This window comes from Pseudomonas sp. V88_4 (assembly GCF_029967985.1).
GTDB lineage: Bacteria > Pseudomonadota > Gammaproteobacteria > Pseudomonadales > Pseudomonadaceae > Aquipseudomonas > Aquipseudomonas glycinae.
In genome coordinates, this window is sequence record NZ_JASCAF010000044.1 from 22,821 (window position 1) to 38,136 (window position 15,316).

Annotated in this window: 12 protein-coding genes; 10 read left to right on the plus strand and 2 right to left on the minus strand. The window is 61.1% G+C overall.

The features are described 5' to 3' along the window. The first annotated feature begins 16 nt into the window (after nucleotides 1–16). The 3 genes from prlC to QLG12_RS21320 all read left to right on the plus strand — a co-directional run bounded on the left by prlC (nucleotide 17) and on the right by QLG12_RS21320 (nucleotide 4,539). The gene (gene prlC, locus QLG12_RS21310) at nucleotides 17–2,095 is read left to right on the plus strand and encodes an oligopeptidase A (RefSeq protein ID WP_282475185.1); all 2,079 of its coding nucleotides are present in this window, start codon (nucleotides 17–19) and stop codon (nucleotides 2,093–2,095) included. Next, nucleotides 2,092–2,382 (plus strand): YheV family putative zinc ribbon protein, encoded by a 291-nt coding sequence (locus QLG12_RS21315; protein WP_197869021.1) that lies wholly within the window; start codon nucleotides 2,092–2,094, stop codon nucleotides 2,380–2,382. The genes prlC and QLG12_RS21315 overlap by 4 nt, the downstream gene beginning before the upstream one ends. A gap of 114 nt (nucleotides 2,383–2,496) precedes the next feature. After that, nucleotides 2,497–4,539, plus strand: coding sequence for a M3 family metallopeptidase (locus tag QLG12_RS21320; RefSeq protein WP_197869020.1), 2,043 nt, complete (start codon nucleotides 2,497–2,499; stop codon nucleotides 4,537–4,539). On the opposite strand, the gene QLG12_RS21325 is transcribed toward QLG12_RS21320, so the two are convergent. After that, the gene (locus QLG12_RS21325; protein ID WP_282475309.1) at nucleotides 4,526–5,173 is read right to left on the minus strand and encodes a dual specificity protein phosphatase family protein; all 648 of its coding nucleotides are present in this window, start codon (nucleotides 5,171–5,173) and stop codon (nucleotides 4,526–4,528) included. The two genes, QLG12_RS21320 and QLG12_RS21325, sit on opposite strands and share 14 nt — an antisense overlap. 296 nt (nucleotides 5,174–5,469) lie before the next feature. On the opposite strand from QLG12_RS21325, the gene QLG12_RS21330 reads away from it, so the two are divergent. The 6 genes from QLG12_RS21330 (at nucleotide 5,470) to QLG12_RS21355 (ending at nucleotide 13,037) form a co-directional block, all read left to right on the plus strand. After that, nucleotides 5,470–6,216, plus strand: a complete 747-nt coding sequence (locus tag QLG12_RS21330) for a gluconate 2-dehydrogenase subunit 3 family protein (RefSeq protein WP_197869019.1) — start codon at nucleotides 5,470–5,472, stop codon at nucleotides 6,214–6,216. A 2-nt stretch (nucleotides 6,217–6,218) separates the two neighbouring features. Next, nucleotides 6,219–8,003, plus strand: coding sequence for a GMC family oxidoreductase (locus QLG12_RS21335; RefSeq protein ID WP_064379545.1), 1,785 nt, complete (start codon nucleotides 6,219–6,221; stop codon nucleotides 8,001–8,003). A gap of 12 nt (nucleotides 8,004–8,015) precedes the next feature. Next, nucleotides 8,016–9,317 (plus strand): cytochrome c, encoded by a 1,302-nt coding sequence (locus QLG12_RS21340; protein WP_282475186.1) that lies wholly within the window; start codon nucleotides 8,016–8,018, stop codon nucleotides 9,315–9,317. 74 nt (nucleotides 9,318–9,391) lie between these two features. Beyond that, nucleotides 9,392–10,450: a PA0069 family radical SAM protein gene (locus QLG12_RS21345; protein ID WP_282475187.1), complete on the plus strand. Its 1,059-nt coding sequence runs from the start codon at nucleotides 9,392–9,394 to the stop codon at nucleotides 10,448–10,450. A gap of 238 nt (nucleotides 10,451–10,688) precedes the next feature. Continuing rightward, nucleotides 10,689–11,420, plus strand: a complete 732-nt coding sequence (locus tag QLG12_RS21350) for a carbonic anhydrase (protein WP_282475188.1) — start codon at nucleotides 10,689–10,691, stop codon at nucleotides 11,418–11,420. 90 nt (nucleotides 11,421–11,510) lie between these two features. Then, nucleotides 11,511–13,037: a SulP family inorganic anion transporter gene (locus QLG12_RS21355; RefSeq protein WP_085653895.1), complete on the plus strand. Its 1,527-nt coding sequence runs from the start codon at nucleotides 11,511–11,513 to the stop codon at nucleotides 13,035–13,037. Between the two features lie 131 nt (nucleotides 13,038–13,168). On the opposite strand, the gene QLG12_RS21360 is transcribed toward QLG12_RS21355, so the two are convergent. Further along, nucleotides 13,169–13,801, minus strand: a complete 633-nt coding sequence (locus tag QLG12_RS21360; protein WP_064379553.1) for a hypothetical protein — start codon at nucleotides 13,799–13,801, stop codon at nucleotides 13,169–13,171. Between the two features lie 369 nt (nucleotides 13,802–14,170). Here QLG12_RS21360 and coxB point away from each other — a divergent pair, with 369 nt between their 5' ends. Then, nucleotides 14,171–15,298: a cytochrome c oxidase subunit II gene (gene coxB / locus QLG12_RS21365; protein ID WP_197869014.1), complete on the plus strand. Its 1,128-nt coding sequence runs from the start codon at nucleotides 14,171–14,173 to the stop codon at nucleotides 15,296–15,298. Nucleotides 15,299–15,316: the final 18 nt, after the last annotated feature.

Below are 15,316 nucleotides of genomic sequence, written 5' to 3' on the forward strand. Positions count from 1 at the left end.
TAATTAAGATGGGCGCATGTTTCTTCCAGCCAAGGTGCCAACCGTGAGCGTGAACAACCCTCTTCTGCAGTCCTACGACCTGCCGCCGTTCTCCGCGATCCGTGCCGAACACGTGCAGCCGGCCATCGAAACCATCCTGGCCGACAACCGCGCCGCCATCGCCGAAATCCTCAAGACCCAGGGCCAGAACCCGACCTGGGCCGGGCTGGTGCTGGCGATGGACGAACTCAATGATCGCCTGGGCGCCGCCTGGAGCCCGGTCAGCCACCTCAATGCCGTGTGCAACAGCGCCGAACTGCGTGAAGCCTACGAGTCGTGCCTGCCGGCATTGAGCGCCTACTCCACCGAAATGGGCCAGAATCGCGAGCTGTTCCAGGCCTATGAAGCCTTGGCCAACAGCCCGGAAGCCGCCAGTTTCGATGTCGCCCAGAAAACCATTCTGGAACATGCGCTGCGCGATTTCCGCCTCTCGGGTATCGACCTGCCCGAAGCTGATCAGAAACGCTACGCCGAAGTGCAGAGCAAGCTGTCCGAGCTGGGCAGCCGCTTCTCCAACCAGTTACTCGACGCCACCCAGGCCTGGACCAAGCACCTGACCGATGAAGCCGCCCTCGCCGGCCTGACCGATTCGGCCAAGGCGCAAATGGCTGCTGCCGCACAGGCCAAAGGCCTCGACGGCTGGCTGATCACCCTGGAATTCCCGAGCTACTACGCGGTGATGACCTACGCCCAGGACCGTGCGCTGCGTGAAGAAGTCTACGCTGCCTACTGCACCCGTGCGTCGGATCAAGGCCCGAATGCCGGCCAGAACGACAACGGCCCGGTGATGGACGAAATCCTCGACCTGCGTCAGGAGCTGGCCAAGCTGCTGGGTTTCTCCAGCTTCTCCGAACTGAGCCTGGCCACAAAAATGGCTGAATCCAGCGATCAGGTGCTGAGCTTCCTGCGTGATCTGGCCAAACGCAGCAAACCGTTCGCCGCCCAGGACCTGCAACAGCTCAAGGCTTACGCCGCCGAACAGGGCTGCGCCGATCTGCAAAGCTGGGACAGCGGTTTCTACGGTGAAAAACTCCGTGAACAACGCTACAGCGTCGCCCAGGAAACCCTGCGCGCCTACTTCCCGATCGACAAAGTGCTGGGTGGGCTGTTCGCCATCGTTCAGCGTCTGTACGGCATCGAAATCGCCGAACTGAAAGGCTTCGACACCTGGCACCCGGACGTGCGCCTGTTCGAAATCAAGGAAAACGGTCAGCACGTCGGCCGTTTCTTCTTCGACCTCTACGCCCGCGCCAACAAGCGCGGCGGTGCGTGGATGGATGGCGCCCGCGACCGTCGCCGCACCGTCGACGGCGTGCTGCAAAGCCCGGTGGCCAACCTTGTGTGCAACTTCACCCCGGCCGACAGCGGCAAGCCTGCGCTGCTGACTCACGATGAAGTGACCACCCTGTTCCACGAATTCGGCCACGGCCTGCATCACCTGCTGACCCGCGTCGAGCATGCCGGCGTTTCCGGTATCAACGGCGTGGCGTGGGACGCGGTCGAGCTGCCGAGCCAGTTCATGGAAAACTGGTGCTGGGAGCCGGAAGGTCTGGCGCTGATTTCCGGCCACTACGAAACCGGCGAGCCGCTGCCGCAGGATCTGCTGGAAAAAATGCTCGCGGCGAAAAACTTCCAGTCCGGCCTGATGATGGTGCGTCAGCTGGAGTTCTCACTGTTCGACTTTGAACTGCACGCCACCCACGGCGACGGCCGCAGCGTCGCGCAAGTGCTGGAAGGCGTACGCAACGAAGTCTCGGTAATGCGACCTCCGGCCTACAACCGCTTCCCGAACAGCTTCGCGCACATCTTCGCCGGCGGTTACGCGGCGGGTTACTACAGCTACAAATGGGCGGAAGTGCTGTCGGCGGATGCCTTCTCCAAATTCGAAGAAGACGGCGTGCTCAATGCCGACACCGGTCGCGCGTTCCGCGAAGCGATCCTCGCCCGCGGAGGGTCGCAGGCGCCGATGGTGCTGTTCGTCGACTTCCGTGGCCGTGAGCCGTCGATTGACGCACTCTTGCGCCACAGCGGCCTGAGTGAGGACGCGGCAGCATGAGTGAGGCATCCGTGAAGACCAAAAAACGCTTTATCGCCGGGGCGGTCTGCCCGGCGTGCAGCGAGCCGGACAAACTGATGATGTGGAGCGAGGACGATGTCCCGCACCGTGAATGCGTGGCGTGCGGCTACAGCGATACGCTCAATGCCCAAGGGCTGTCGGTGCCGAAAGAACTGGGCACGCGGGTTAACACCAGCGCGCTCAAGCCGGCACCGGACAAAACGGTTCAGGCGGTGCAGTTCTTCCCGAATCCGAAGCTGAAGAAAAAGCCCGACGAGCAGCACTGATCCAGAACCCCACCTTCCACGATTCGTCGGTGGAAGGTGGTATTGGCTTAACACCTGTCCCCCGCACTTGCTTCGTAGGCTGGCCTTTTGCGCCACGCCTCGAAGGAAGCTGCCATGCCCGACACCAATCCCCTCCTGCAACACTGGACGCTGCCACCGTGGCCGGCGATTCGCGCCGAGCATCTCGTGCCGGCAGTCAACCGCATCATTACCGACAATCGACGCATCATCGCCCAGGTGATCGCCAGTCAAACCGAGCATCCTGGCTGGGATGACCTGGTGCTGAGCATCGACGAAGTCGACGCCCGCCTCAGTGAAATCCGCTCGATTCTCGAAACCCTGTCGGTGGGCAGGTCCGACGATGCCGTCTGGCTTGTAGAAAGCGCCAAGGCGCATCTGGCGATCAATCAGTATCGCTCCGAAAAGGCCCGCAATCGCCCGTTGTACGAGACCTATCAGCGTTTGGCGCAGAGTTCGATCGCCGGCAGTTTCGATGAATCGCGCACCCTCGCCCTGTCCCGGATTCTGCGAAGATTCAAGCAGTCGGGCATTGAGCTTCCCCCTGACCAGCAACAGGAACTGGCGCGGTTGAACCGCGAGATCGGTGGGCTGGAGTACGTATTTCTGGATAACCTCGAACGCTGGGCCGCGAGCTGGAATAAGCACATCGACGATGCCGCACTGCTCGCGGGCCTGTCGCCGGCGATGAAAGATCGGCTGGCACTTGCCGCACGCCAGGCCGGGCATGACGGCTGGCTGATCCGCCTGGATCAGAACACCTGCCAGCACATCCTCAAATACGCCGAAAACCGAGCCTTGCGCCAGGAATGCTGCATTGCCTACGCGACCCGCACATCCGATCGCGGGCCGCTGGCCGGCCGCTTCGACAACGGCCCGGTGCTGGCCAGGCTGCTAGCCTTGCGCCAGCAACAAGCCCGTTTGCTCGGTCATGAAAACGCCGCGCAACGGAGTCTGGCAAAGGAAAGCGGCGGAACCACGGCGTGGGTCAGTGGGTTTCTTCAGCGTCAGGCGGCGCAGCTGGCACCTGTCCTCGCACAGGATGCCAAACAATTGGCTGCCTTTGCCCGACAACGCGGGATCGACCGGGTACAGCCATGGGATGAAGATTTCCTCGCCGAGCAATGGCGCCAACAACAGTTTCCCGGTGCGCTGGAAAACCTGCGGGATTACTTCCCGCTGGAGGGCACCCTGCGCAGGCTCTGTCTGTTCTGCGAGCGGATGTTCGGGATCCGCCTCGTCGAGCAGTCCGGCGGGGGGCACTGGCATGACGATGTGCGCCTGCTGCAAGTCAGCGAGCATGGGCAGGTCATCGGCTACATTTACCTCGAGCCGTTTCACCGTGACAACGCTGCGGATTTCCCCGGCACTTCCACACTGCGCAACCGCCGCATCAATGCCGAAGGTCGCCCGGCGCTGCCGATAGCCCTGCTCTACAGCAATTTCACACGGCCTACCGACACCCATCCCTGTCGGCTCGAGCTCGATGATCTGCGGGTGCTGTTTCATGAGTTCGGGCATTGCCTCCAGCATGTGCTGACGCGCTCACCCCACTACAGCCTGTCCGGTGTCCTGCAATTGAGCCATGAAGCGGCGGAGTTTTCCGGGCAGTTGTTCGAGCAGTGGTGTCTGTCACGGGAGTTTTTGCGCTGGCTCGGCGTGCATTTCCAGACTGGCGAACGCTTGAGCACCGCACGGATCGACGCGGCGTTGTCGGCCAGCCAGGCTCATTCCAGTCGACAACAGGCCTTGTTGCTGATGGGAGCGATGATCGATTTCGAGCTGCACCTGACCCACGGTGATGGGCGCTCGGTCGAAGAGGTTTGCACCGCTGTGCAGCGCAGACTGGCTCCTCTGCAACTGCCGGACAATCACCGGTTCGCCAATGGTTTCGATTACATGGTGACCCAGTACGACGCTTCGGTTTACACCTACGTCTGGTCGGGCGTGCTGGCCCAGGAGGCGTTCAAGCGTTTCAGCCGCGACTGGGTATTCAACGCGCAAACCGGCCGCGAGTTTCGCGCGACCTTCTTTGCGCCAGGTGCAGGGCGTCCATTGCTGGACGCGGTGGAAGCGTTCATCGGCCGACCGGTGGCCGGCCTCGTTGACGGGGCGCCCGCAAGGGTTACTTCAGATTGACCGTCTGAAACCAGCTCTTCATCGAGCACGTGGCAAACGCGCTGGTGCTGCAATCGCCATTGGCAAGCGCGGTGCGCAATTTGTCGACATCGACCTGCATTACGTAGCGCACGCCGTCCTTGAAGTGGCCGCTTTCACCAAATCCGCCCTGAGTCATTTCGTTCAGGGCGTCTTCCTTGCTCCAGCCCTGCACGACAATCCGGTACATCGCCGCCATCAGGCCAGTGCGATCGGAGCCGTGCTTGCAGTGCATGAGCACCGGGCCTTCGGCTTCGGCGGACTGGATGGCACGCAGGGTCTTGAGCACATCACTGTCGTCCACGTGATTGGTGCGATAGGGCAATTGCACCTGATGGATTCCGGGGGCTTTCAGCCAACTGGAATCCGCTTCCGGCAGAAAGTTGATAACCGTCGCCACTTTCAGGTTGTTCAACAACGGCACTGCACCGTCATCGGGGAGTGCACTGCGGTAAAGCGTGGGCGACATCTGGAACAGGTTGTATTGCACCTCGACCGGTTGCGCCCACTCAGTGGGACGAGCAGTAGCCGGAGCCTCCGCCGCTTGGGCGGGAATACAGCTGAACAGGGCAAGCAGCGACAAACAGAATGCGGAGGAAAAACGCGTCAGGAACATGCTTTGCGGCGACCGTGTGGGTTTTGTCATTGAAGGCTTCAGCTTGCGAGCCATGCAGTCAAATCCCCGTGAGGCGCTTGTAAAAGAATCGTGAAGACACCGGTTTCCTTGGTGAAAAACGCTGTTTTTTTGGCTGAATCGGTTCATCTCGTTGCTTAGCCTGCTACCATTTGTCACATCATGTTGCAGGCGCGTCCCCGTTGTTCCCGTCCTTCCGGCCACGTCGCAAACAGAAAATTCTTGAGCCGTTCGCAGAAACGGCTGACAACCATCAATGCCTGATGAGGTGCACCCCCATGTCTGATGAAGAGCGAGACAACCCGCGGCGTGAGTTCTTGCGCAAATCCCTGACCCTGATTCCGGTCGTCACCCTCGCCGGCAGCGGTCTCGGCAGCACGGTGCTGCAAGCCGCGCCCGAAAGCGCGCCTGCCACAGCGCCGGCGAAAACGGCCGCCGTTGAAGCCAGCACGTATCAGCCGAGCTACTTCACTGCCGAAGAGTGGGCGTTCATCAATGCCGCCGTCGCGCAATTGATCCCCAACGATGCGCAAGGTCCAGGTGCACTCGAGGCCGGCGTGCCGGAATACATCGACCGTCAGATGAACACGCCGTACGCCGCCGGTGCCCTCTGGTACATGCAAGGGCCATTCAACGCCGACGCCGCGCCCGAGATGGGCTGGCAGAGCAAACTGGTGCCAAAAGAGATCTATCGCCTCGGCATTGCCGCCACGGATCAGTGGGCAAAATCCATCAACGGTAAAACATTTGCCGAGCAAGACAGCGCTACCCGAGACGATCTGCTCAAGCAGCTGGAAGCCGGAAAACCGCAATTCGACGCGGTTCCGGCGAAGATTTTCTTCAGTCTGCTGCTGCAGAACACCAAGGAAGGGTTCTTCTGCGACCCGATCCACGGCGGCAATAAAGGCATGGTCGGCTGGACCATGATCGGCTTCCCCGGCGCCCGCGCCGATTTCATGGATTGGGTGGAACGCAACGAGCAGTACCCCTTCCCGGCAGTTTCGATTCGCGGCGAGAGGGCGTGAGCATGGCAACGGTAATGAAGAAGGTCGACGCAGTGATCGTCGGTTTCGGCTGGACGGGCGCGATCATGGCCAAGGAGCTGACCGAAGCAGGCCTCAACGTGCTGGCGCTGGAACGCGGGCCGATGCAGGACACCTACCCGGACGGCAACTATCCCCAGGTGATCGACGAACTCACCTACAGCGTGCGGAAAAAACTCTTCCAGGACATTTCCAAGGAAACCGTCACCATCCGTCACAGCGTCAACGACATCGCCCTGCCGAATCGCCAACTGGGCGCGTTTCTGCCGGGGAATGGCGTGGGTGGCGCCGGTTTGCACTGGTCGGGCGTGCACTTTCGGGTCGACCCGATCGAGTTGCGCATGCGCAGCCACTACGAAGAACGCTACGGCAAAAGCTTCATCCCCAAGGACATGACCATCCAGGACTTCGGCGTCAGCTATGAAGAACTGGAACCGTTCTTCGATTTCGCCGAAAAAGTCTTCGGCACCTCCGGCCAGGCCTGGACCGTGAAAGGCCAACTGGTCGGCCAGGGCAAGGGCGGTAACCCGTACGCCCCGGATCGCTCGAATCCGTTCCCGCTGCAAGCGCAGAAGAACACGGTTTCCGCACAGCTGTTCGGCAAAGCGGCTACCGAAGTCGGTTACAAACCCTACAACCTGCCTTCGGCAAACACTTCAGGGCCGTACACCAACCCTTACGGCGCGCAGATGGGTCCGTGCAACTTCTGCGGTTTCTGCAGCGGTTACGTTTGCTACATGTATTCCAAGGCGTCGCCGAACGTGAACATTCTGCCGGCGCTGAAGCCACTGCCGAATTTCGAGCTGCGGCCTAACGCCCACGTACTGCGGGTCAACCTCGACAGCACGAAAACCAAAGCCACCGGCGTCACCTACATCGACGGCCAGGGCCGGGAGATCGAGCAACCGGCGGATCTGGTGATTTTGGGCGCGTTCCAGTTGCACAACGTGCGCCTGATGCTGCTCTCCGGTATCGGCAAACCCTACGACCCGGTCAGCGGTGAAGGTGTGGTCGGGCGCAACTTCGCCTACCAGAACATGGCCACCATCAAGGCGTTCTTCGACAAGGACACCCACACCAACAACTTCATCGGTGCCGGCGGCAACGGTGTGGCAGTGGATGACTTCAACGCCGACAACTTCGACCACGGGCCTCACGGGTTCGTCGGTGGCTCGCCGATGTGGGTCAACCAGGCCGGCAGCCGACCGATCGCCGGCACCTCCAACCCGCCGGGCACCCCGGCCTGGGGCAGTGCGTGGAAACGCGCCACCGCCGATTACTACACCCACCAGGTGTCGATGGACGCCCACGGCGCGCATCAGTCCTACCGTGGCAACTATCTCGATCTGGACCCGGTGTACCGCGATGCCTACGGCATGCCGCTGCTGCGGATGACGTTCGACTGGCAGGAAAACGACATCAAGATGAACCGCTTCATGGTCGAGAAAATGGGCAAGATCGCCGAGGCCATGGGCCCGAAAGCCATTGCCGTGATCGGCAAGAAAGTCGGCGACCACTTCAACACCGCGTCGTACCAGACCACCCACCTCAACGGTGGCGCGATCATGGGCACCGATCCGAAGACCAGCGCGCTCAACCGCTATCTGCAGAGCTGGGACGTGCACAACGTGTTTGTCCCGGGTGCGTCGGCATTCCCGCAAGGCCTGGGCTACAACCCCACCGGCCTGGTTGCCGCGCTGACCTACTGGTCGGCGAAAGCGATCCGCGAGCAATACCTGAAAAACCCCGGCCCGCTGGTTCAGGCTTAAGGAGCGATGACCATGAAGACTCTCGTTATCGCGACCCTGGCCCTGCTCGGCAGCGCTGCCGTTCATGGCGCCGAAGTTGATCAATCCTTGATCAAAAAAGGTGAATACCTCGCCCGTGCCGGCGACTGCGTGGCCTGCCACACGGCCAAGAACGGCAAGCCGTTCGCCGGTGGCCTGCCGATGGAGACCCCGATCGGCATGATCTACTCGACCAACATCACTCCGGATAAAACCGGCGTCGGTGACTACAGCTTTGAGGACTTCGACCAGGCCGTGCGCCATGGCGTGGCCAAAAACGGCAGTACCTTGTACCCGGCGATGCCGTATCCGTCCTACGCCCGTGTCAGCGAACCCGACATGCAAGCGCTCTACGCCTACTTCATGCACGGCGTGGAACCGGTGGCGCAAGAGAACAAGGCCAGCGACATCCCGTGGCCATTGAGCATGCGCTGGCCGCTGATGGGCTGGCGCTGGTTGTTTGCGCCGAAGGTCGAGGACTACAAACCCGCGTCGGACGATGCCGTCGTCAGCCGTGGGGCGTATCTGGTGGAAGGCCTCGGACATTGCGGCGCCTGCCATACGCCACGGGCCCTGACCATGCAGGAAAAATCCCTGAGCGCGGCCGAAGGCAGCAGTTTTCTGTCAGGCAGTGCGCCGCTGGAAGGCTGGATCGCCAAGAGCCTGCGCGGCGACCACAAGGACGGTCTCGGCAGCTGGAGCGAAGAACAACTGGTGCAGTTCCTCAAGACCGGGCGCAGTGACCGCAGCGCGGTGTTCGGTGGCATGAGCGACGTGATCACCCACAGCATGCAGTACATGACCGACGCCGACCTGACTGCAATTGCCCGTTACCTGAAATCGCTGCCGGCCAATGATCCGACCGACCAGCCACATCAGTACGACGAAAAAGCTGCCAAGGCCTTGTGGAACGGTGACGACAGCCAGCGCGGCGCGTCGGTGTACATCGACAACTGCGCAGCGTGTCACCGCACTGACGGCCACGGCTACACCCGGGTGTTCCCTGCGCTGGCGGGCAACCCGGTGTTGCAATCGGACGACCCGACTTCGCTGATCCACATCGTGCTCAAGGGTGGAACGCTGCCTGCGACGCACACGGCACCGTCCACCTTCACCATGCCCGGTTTCGCCTGGCGCCTCTCGGATCAGGAAGTGGCGGATGTCGTGAGCTTCATCCGTGGCAGTTGGGGCAACAAGGGCGCGCCAGTCAAAGCGGCCGATGTGACTGCGTTGCGCAAGGAAGACATGAAGCAAACCTCGAACGATGACCTCGGTCAGGTGACACAGCACAACTGACTGTTCGCCAAACGGCACTGGTCAGATCGACAGCGCCTCGATACTGTATATGCACACAGTATCGAGGCGCTGCCATGTCCATCCCCCTTCCTCCGCGCGGTCGCGGCACCGCCACCAACCCGCACAACCGCTTCGCGCCGAGCCGCTCGGTGGCCGAAGATGACGGCTGGTATCAGGAAGTGCCATTGACCCAGGGCACCGACGTCAGCTTCGAGACGGCAAAGACCATCATCACTCGCAACACCTCGCCGGACCTGCCCTTCGACCGCTCGATCAATCCCTATCGCGGCTGCGAGCATGGCTGCATTTATTGCTATGCACGGCCCAGCCACGCCTATTGGGACATGTCGCCGGGACTGGATTTCGAAACCAAACTGATCGCCAAAACCAACGCCGCCCAGGTGCTGGAAGAACAGCTGGGGAAAAAAGGCTATCAATGCGCGCCGATCAATCTCGGCTCCAACACCGACCCGTATCAACCGATCGAACGCGAACACAAAATCACCCGCCAGACCCTGGAAGTGCTACTGCGCTACCGGCACCCGGTGACCATCATCACCAAGGGCTCGCTGATCCTGCGCGACCTCGACCTGCTCACCGAACTGGCACAACAGCGGCTGGTGGCGGTGATGATCAGCCTGACCACCCTCGACGACGAGCTCAAACGCATCCTCGAACCCCGCGCCGCTGCGCCCAAGGCCCGGTTGCGGGCGATCCGGGTGATGCGCGAGGCGGGGATTCCGGTCGGCGTGCTGTGTTCGCCGATGATTCCGATGATCAACGACAGCGAAATCGAAAGCCTGCTGACCGAGGCCCACGCCGCCGGTGCCCAGAGCGCGGCCTACATGATGCTGCGCCTGCCACTGGAGGTGGCGCCGCTGTTCGAGGAATGGCTCGAGGCGCACTACCCGCAGCGTGCGGGGCATGTACTGAGCCTGATCCGCCAGAGCCGTGGCGGCGAGCTGTACGACAGCCGCTTTGGCGCGCGAATGCGCGGTGAAGGGCCGTTTGCCGACCTGCTTGCCCAGCGCTTCGCCAAAGCGCTGAAACGCCTGGGGCTCAATCACCGCGAAGGCTTCAACCTCGATTGCACGGCCTTCTGCCCACCGGGTCGCCAGATGGCGCTGATTTAGGAACTATTGGCCGATGGTTGAGCGGCAGGAATGCTTGACCCGGTTTACGCCGGTCACGTTTTTTGTGACCTGGAACACACGTTCTAGAGCGCTTGATTCAGTTTGAGTTAAGTTTCGGCGGTTACCTTGTTCATCGAGTGACTGACGGGTCGGGATGACCCGGATGTTCTAAACAGCCACTGGCTTCACACCGGAATACACGGGAACGACTCCCCGAATCCGCCAATGAGGATGAATCATGAGTGACAAGGATAAACAGCCGTTGGCTGCGTCGGCGCAAGCCGCCCCTGTGGCGGAATCCGCCGATGCAGCGTTGAAGCGTATCGTTGACGGCTTTTTGCATTTTCATCATGAGGTCTTTCCGCAGCAGGAAGAACTCTTCAAGAAACTCGCCACGGCCCAATCGCCACGGGCGATGTTCATCACCTGCGCCGACTCGCGCATCGTGCCCGAACTGATCACCCAGAGTTCGCCCGGCGATTTGTTCGTGACCCGTAACGTCGGCAACGTCGTGCCACCCTACGGCCAGATGAACGGCGGCGTTTCCACCGCCATCGAATACGCGGTTCTGGCCCTTGGCGTGCAGCACATCATCATCTGCGGCCATTCCGATTGCGGCGCCATGCGCGCGGTACTCAATCCCGGCAGCCTGGAAAAGATGCCGACGGTCAAAGCGTGGCTGCGCCACGCCGAAGTCGCGAAAACCATGGTGCATGACAACTGCAACTGCACCGACGAAAAAGAAAGCATGCCGATCCTCACCGAGGAGAACGTCATCGCCCAACTGCAGCACTTGCGTACCCATCCTTCGGTAGCCTCACGCATGGCGAACGGTCATCTGTTCATCCATGGCTGGGTCTACAACATCGAAACCAGCGAAATCAAAGCTTACGACGCGGATCAGGGTTGCTTCCTGCCGCTCGACGGCAGCCATCCGATTCCGGTGGCGACGCCCAAAGCGCGCTTCTAAATCCTCCTAAAAATCCGTGTGGTTTGACGCCGGCCGCTGTTTCAGCGGCCAGGCCTTGCCACGCCTGAAGAACACTTCGGGAGAATCGCCATGCGTGCGGCTCAATTGAAAGCTGTGTTGCCACGGGAGTTGCTCGCTTCAGTGGTTGTGTTTCTGGTCGCTCTGCCGCTGTGCATGGGCATTGCCATTGCTTCAGGGCTGCCGCCGGCCAAAGGTCTGATCACCGGGATCATCGGCGGTCTGGTGGTGGGCTGGCTGGCGGGCTCGCCGTTGCAGGTCAGCGGGCCGGCGGCGGGTCTGGCGGTGCTGGTGTTCGAGCTGGTGCGCCAGCACGGCATCGAGATGCTCGGGCCGATCCTGCTGCTCGCCGGTTTCCTGCAACTGGTAGCGGGACGTCTGAAGCTCGGTTGCTGGTTCCGGGTCACGGCGCCAGCAGTGGTGTACGGCATGCTTGCGGGGATCGGCGTGCTGATCGTGCTCTCTCAGGTGCATGTGATGCTCGATGCGTCACCGAAACCCTCTGGTCTCGACAACCTCACGGCATTCCCCGGCGCGGTGGCGCAGGCGTTGCCGTCCGTTGGCTGGCAGGCCGGTTTGCTCGGGCTGTCGACCATCGCGGTGATGTGGCTGTGGGAGAAATTCCGCCCGCATTCGCTGCGCTTCATTCCGGGGGCACTGCTCGGGGTCGGGCTGGCAACCGGCGCCAGCCTGTTGTTGGCGCTGCAAGTGAAGCGGGTTGAAGTGCCAGCGAATCTGGCGGAAGCCATCGACTGGCTGAAACCGGCGGATCTGCTCAGCCTGGCCGACCCGACGCTGCTGATCGCCGCGTTTGCCGTGGCCTTCATCGCCAGCGCCGAAACCCTGCTGTCCGCCGCTGCCGTGGATCGTATGCATAGCGGCCCGCGTTCGGACTTCGACCGTGAGCTATCGGCGCAAGGTGTCGGCAACATGCTGTGCGGGCTGGTCGGGGCGCTGCCGATGACCGGGGTGATCGTGCGCAGTTCGGCCAACGTCCAGGCCGGCGCTACCACACGCTATTCGACGATTTTCCATGGCCTGTGGCTGCTGGCGTTCGTGTTGTTGCTGTCGAGCCTGCTGCAGAGCATTCCGGTGGCGAGTCTGGCGGGCGTTCTGGTCTACACCGGTTTCAAACTGGTGGACCTGAAGGCGTTCCGTGGTCTGGGGCGTTATGGCCGGATGCCGATGTTCACCTACGCCGCCACGGCCCTGGCGATCATCTTCACCGACCTGTTGACCGGCGTGCTGATCGGTTTCGGCCTGACTCTGTTGAAACTGGCATTCAAGGCTTCACGCCTGAAAATCAGCCTGATCGATCTGCCGCAGGAAGGGGAAATGGAGTTGCGTCTGGTGGGCGCCGCGACGTTCCTCAAGGTGCCAGCGCTGACTCAGGTACTGGGCAGCATTCCGCCGGGCACGACGGTGCATGTGCCGCTCAATAACCTGAGCTACATCGACCATTCGTGTCTGGAACTGCTCGAAGAGTGGGGCCGGGCGAATGCGGCAAAGGGGGCGAAACTGTTGATCGAGTCACGCGGGTTGAAGCGACGGCTCGAGGGGCGGATCCGCACCACGACCGGGATCGGTGCGGCGGGCTAACCCCCCTCTGGAAATAAACCTTGTGGGAGCTGGCTTGCCAGCGATGACGGAGTGTCAGTCTCTGATGATTTCGACTGATCCACCGCTATCGCTGGCAAGCCAGCTCCCACAGGTATCCGGGCATATTCCGGTTATGCGGCCGGCTGATCCAGCTCCAGGCCCACGCCCAGGCGGCGACTCATGCACGGCCAGCGCTTCCACGCCGCACCGGTGTCCGGGCTGCTGAGTTTCTCGCGGTAGGCTTCCACCGACTCCAGCGCGAAGCTGTCGTCGTCGAGCATGCTGTCCACTGCGTGATGCACCACTTCGTCGAGTTGATTGGCAAATTCCTCACCGAGCAACTGGTGAGCAATCAGATTGGCGACCGTCATGTCCAAGGGGATCAGTGGCTGGCCGAGATGCTTGATGTAAAGGTCGTTGACCTCTTCGACAAAACGATGCGCCAGATAGGCTTCGTCCAGCAGACTGTCCAGGCCCACGGGCGGCTGGAGGAAGTACTGCTCGGCGATTTTCAGCACCGGTTTGATCTGCGATTCGATTCCCGCTTCCCTGGCGACTTCATTGGCTGCATCCAGCAGATCTGGCACTTCGTCGATGTAGGCGGCGACAAAACGCGTCAGCACGCCGTTGGCGTCGGTTTCCGGCAACTGGATCGCCGGGTGCAGGTGTTGCAGTTGGGCTTCCAGCTGACGGGTCAGCTTTCCGGTTTCAATCTCGTGTTGTCGGGCTATGTGGATCTGCTCGCGCAATGCGGCGGTGTTCATGAAAACTCCAGGAAACAAGGCAATGAAATAGGGAAGACATAACTTAGCTGGCTTACGAAAAATGCTAAGACGCATTTGTCATAATTATTTCATCCTTGATGCACCGGCGTTATATCTGTTTGCCAACACTCGTCTGCATCCTTCTCCATTCGTGCCCTGGAACGCAAGTGCCAGCTGTTTCATACGATTTACGTGCGCACATTGCATTTCTCAGCGGCTGTCTATACTCGCCATTGAATGGAGTTAGCTGATGACGCCCGACTGCCCACGCAGCAAGGCCCGGCGATTCAAGTTCGTAGTCTGATGCAGCCGCTCCCTTGCCTCTGGTGAAAGCCGGCGGGATAACAAGAACGATAAGGGGAACCCGCAATGATGCGACATCCACACGTCTGGATGGGCCTCCTGTTGTGGTCGATTTTCAGCCCGGTGCAAGCTGCCTGGACTGTGAATATGGCGCCTGGAGCGACTGAAATCAGTCACGCAGTATTCGACCTGCACATGACCATTTTCTGGATCTGTGTGGTGATCGGGATCATCGTCTTCGGCGCCATGTTCTGGTCGATGATGGTGCACCGCCGTTCTACCGGGCAGGTCGCCGCAAAATTCCACGAAAGCACCACCGTCGAAATTCTCTGGACCGTCGTCCCGCTGCTGATCCTGGTGGCGATGGCCGTTCCGGCGACCGCCACCCTGATCAAGATGTACGACACCAGTGAGCCGGATATCGATATCCAGATCACCGGTTATCAGTGGAAGTGGCACTACAAATACCTGGGCCAGGACGTCGAGTTCTTCAGCAACCTGGCCACCCCCGCCGAGCAGATCCACAACAAGGAAGCCAAGGGCGAGCACTACCTGCTCGAGGTCGACAAGCCGCTGGTGCTGCCGACCGGGGCCAAGGTGCGCTTCCTCGTGACCTCCGCCGACGTGATCCACTCCTGGTGGGTGCCGGCCTTCGCGGTCAAGCGTGATGCGATCCCCGGTTTCGTCAACGAAGCCTGGACGCGCATCGACAAGCCCGGCATTTACCGAGGCCAGTGCGCCGAACTGTGCGGCAAGGACCACGGCTTCATGCCGATCGTGGTCGACGTCAAAGAGAAGGCCGACTACGAAAAATGGCTTGCCGAGCGCAAGGCCGAAGCGTTGCAGCTCAAGGAGCTGACCAGCAAGGAATGGACTCTCGACGAACTCAAGGAACGTGGCGACAAGATCTACCACACCACCTGCGTCGCCTGTCACCAGGCCGAAGGCCAGGGCCTGCCGCCGATGTTCCCGGCCCTCAAGGGCTCAAAAATCGCCACCGGACCGAAAGAGGCGCACCTGAGTCTGGTGTTCCACGGCAAGCCCGGCACCGCCATGGCGGCGTTCGGCAAGCAGCTGTCGGAAGTCGATATCGCAGCGGTCGTGACCTACGAACGTAACGCCTGGGGCAACAACAAGGGCGACATGGTCACGCCAAAAGAAGTGCTGGAGCTGAAACAGGCGGAAAGCAAATGAGCCGGTCTATTGCGTACT

Coding starts and splice junctions, on each gene's coding strand:
- prlC (WP_282475185.1), top strand. CDS start 17: ATGTTTCTTCCAGCCAAGGTGCCAACCGTGAGCGTGAACAACCCTCTT.
- QLG12_RS21315 (WP_197869021.1), top strand. CDS start 2,092: ATGAGTGAGGCATCCGTGAAGACCAAAAAACGCTTTATCGCCGGGGCG.
- QLG12_RS21320 (WP_197869020.1), top strand. CDS start 2,497: ATGCCCGACACCAATCCCCTCCTGCAACACTGGACGCTGCCACCGTGG.
- QLG12_RS21325 (WP_282475309.1), bottom strand. CDS start 5,173: ATGTTCCTGACGCGTTTTTCCTCCGCATTCTGTTTGTCGCTGCTTGCC.
- QLG12_RS21330 (WP_197869019.1), top strand. CDS start 5,470: ATGTCTGATGAAGAGCGAGACAACCCGCGGCGTGAGTTCTTGCGCAAA.
- QLG12_RS21335 (WP_064379545.1), top strand. CDS start 6,219: ATGGCAACGGTAATGAAGAAGGTCGACGCAGTGATCGTCGGTTTCGGC.
- QLG12_RS21340 (WP_282475186.1), top strand. CDS start 8,016: ATGAAGACTCTCGTTATCGCGACCCTGGCCCTGCTCGGCAGCGCTGCC.
- QLG12_RS21345 (WP_282475187.1), top strand. CDS start 9,392: ATGTCCATCCCCCTTCCTCCGCGCGGTCGCGGCACCGCCACCAACCCG.
- QLG12_RS21350 (WP_282475188.1), top strand. CDS start 10,689: ATGAGTGACAAGGATAAACAGCCGTTGGCTGCGTCGGCGCAAGCCGCC.
- QLG12_RS21355 (WP_085653895.1), top strand. CDS start 11,511: ATGCGTGCGGCTCAATTGAAAGCTGTGTTGCCACGGGAGTTGCTCGCT.
- QLG12_RS21360 (WP_064379553.1), bottom strand. CDS start 13,801: ATGAACACCGCCGCATTGCGCGAGCAGATCCACATAGCCCGACAACAC.
- coxB (WP_197869014.1), top strand. CDS start 14,171: ATGATGCGACATCCACACGTCTGGATGGGCCTCCTGTTGTGGTCGATT.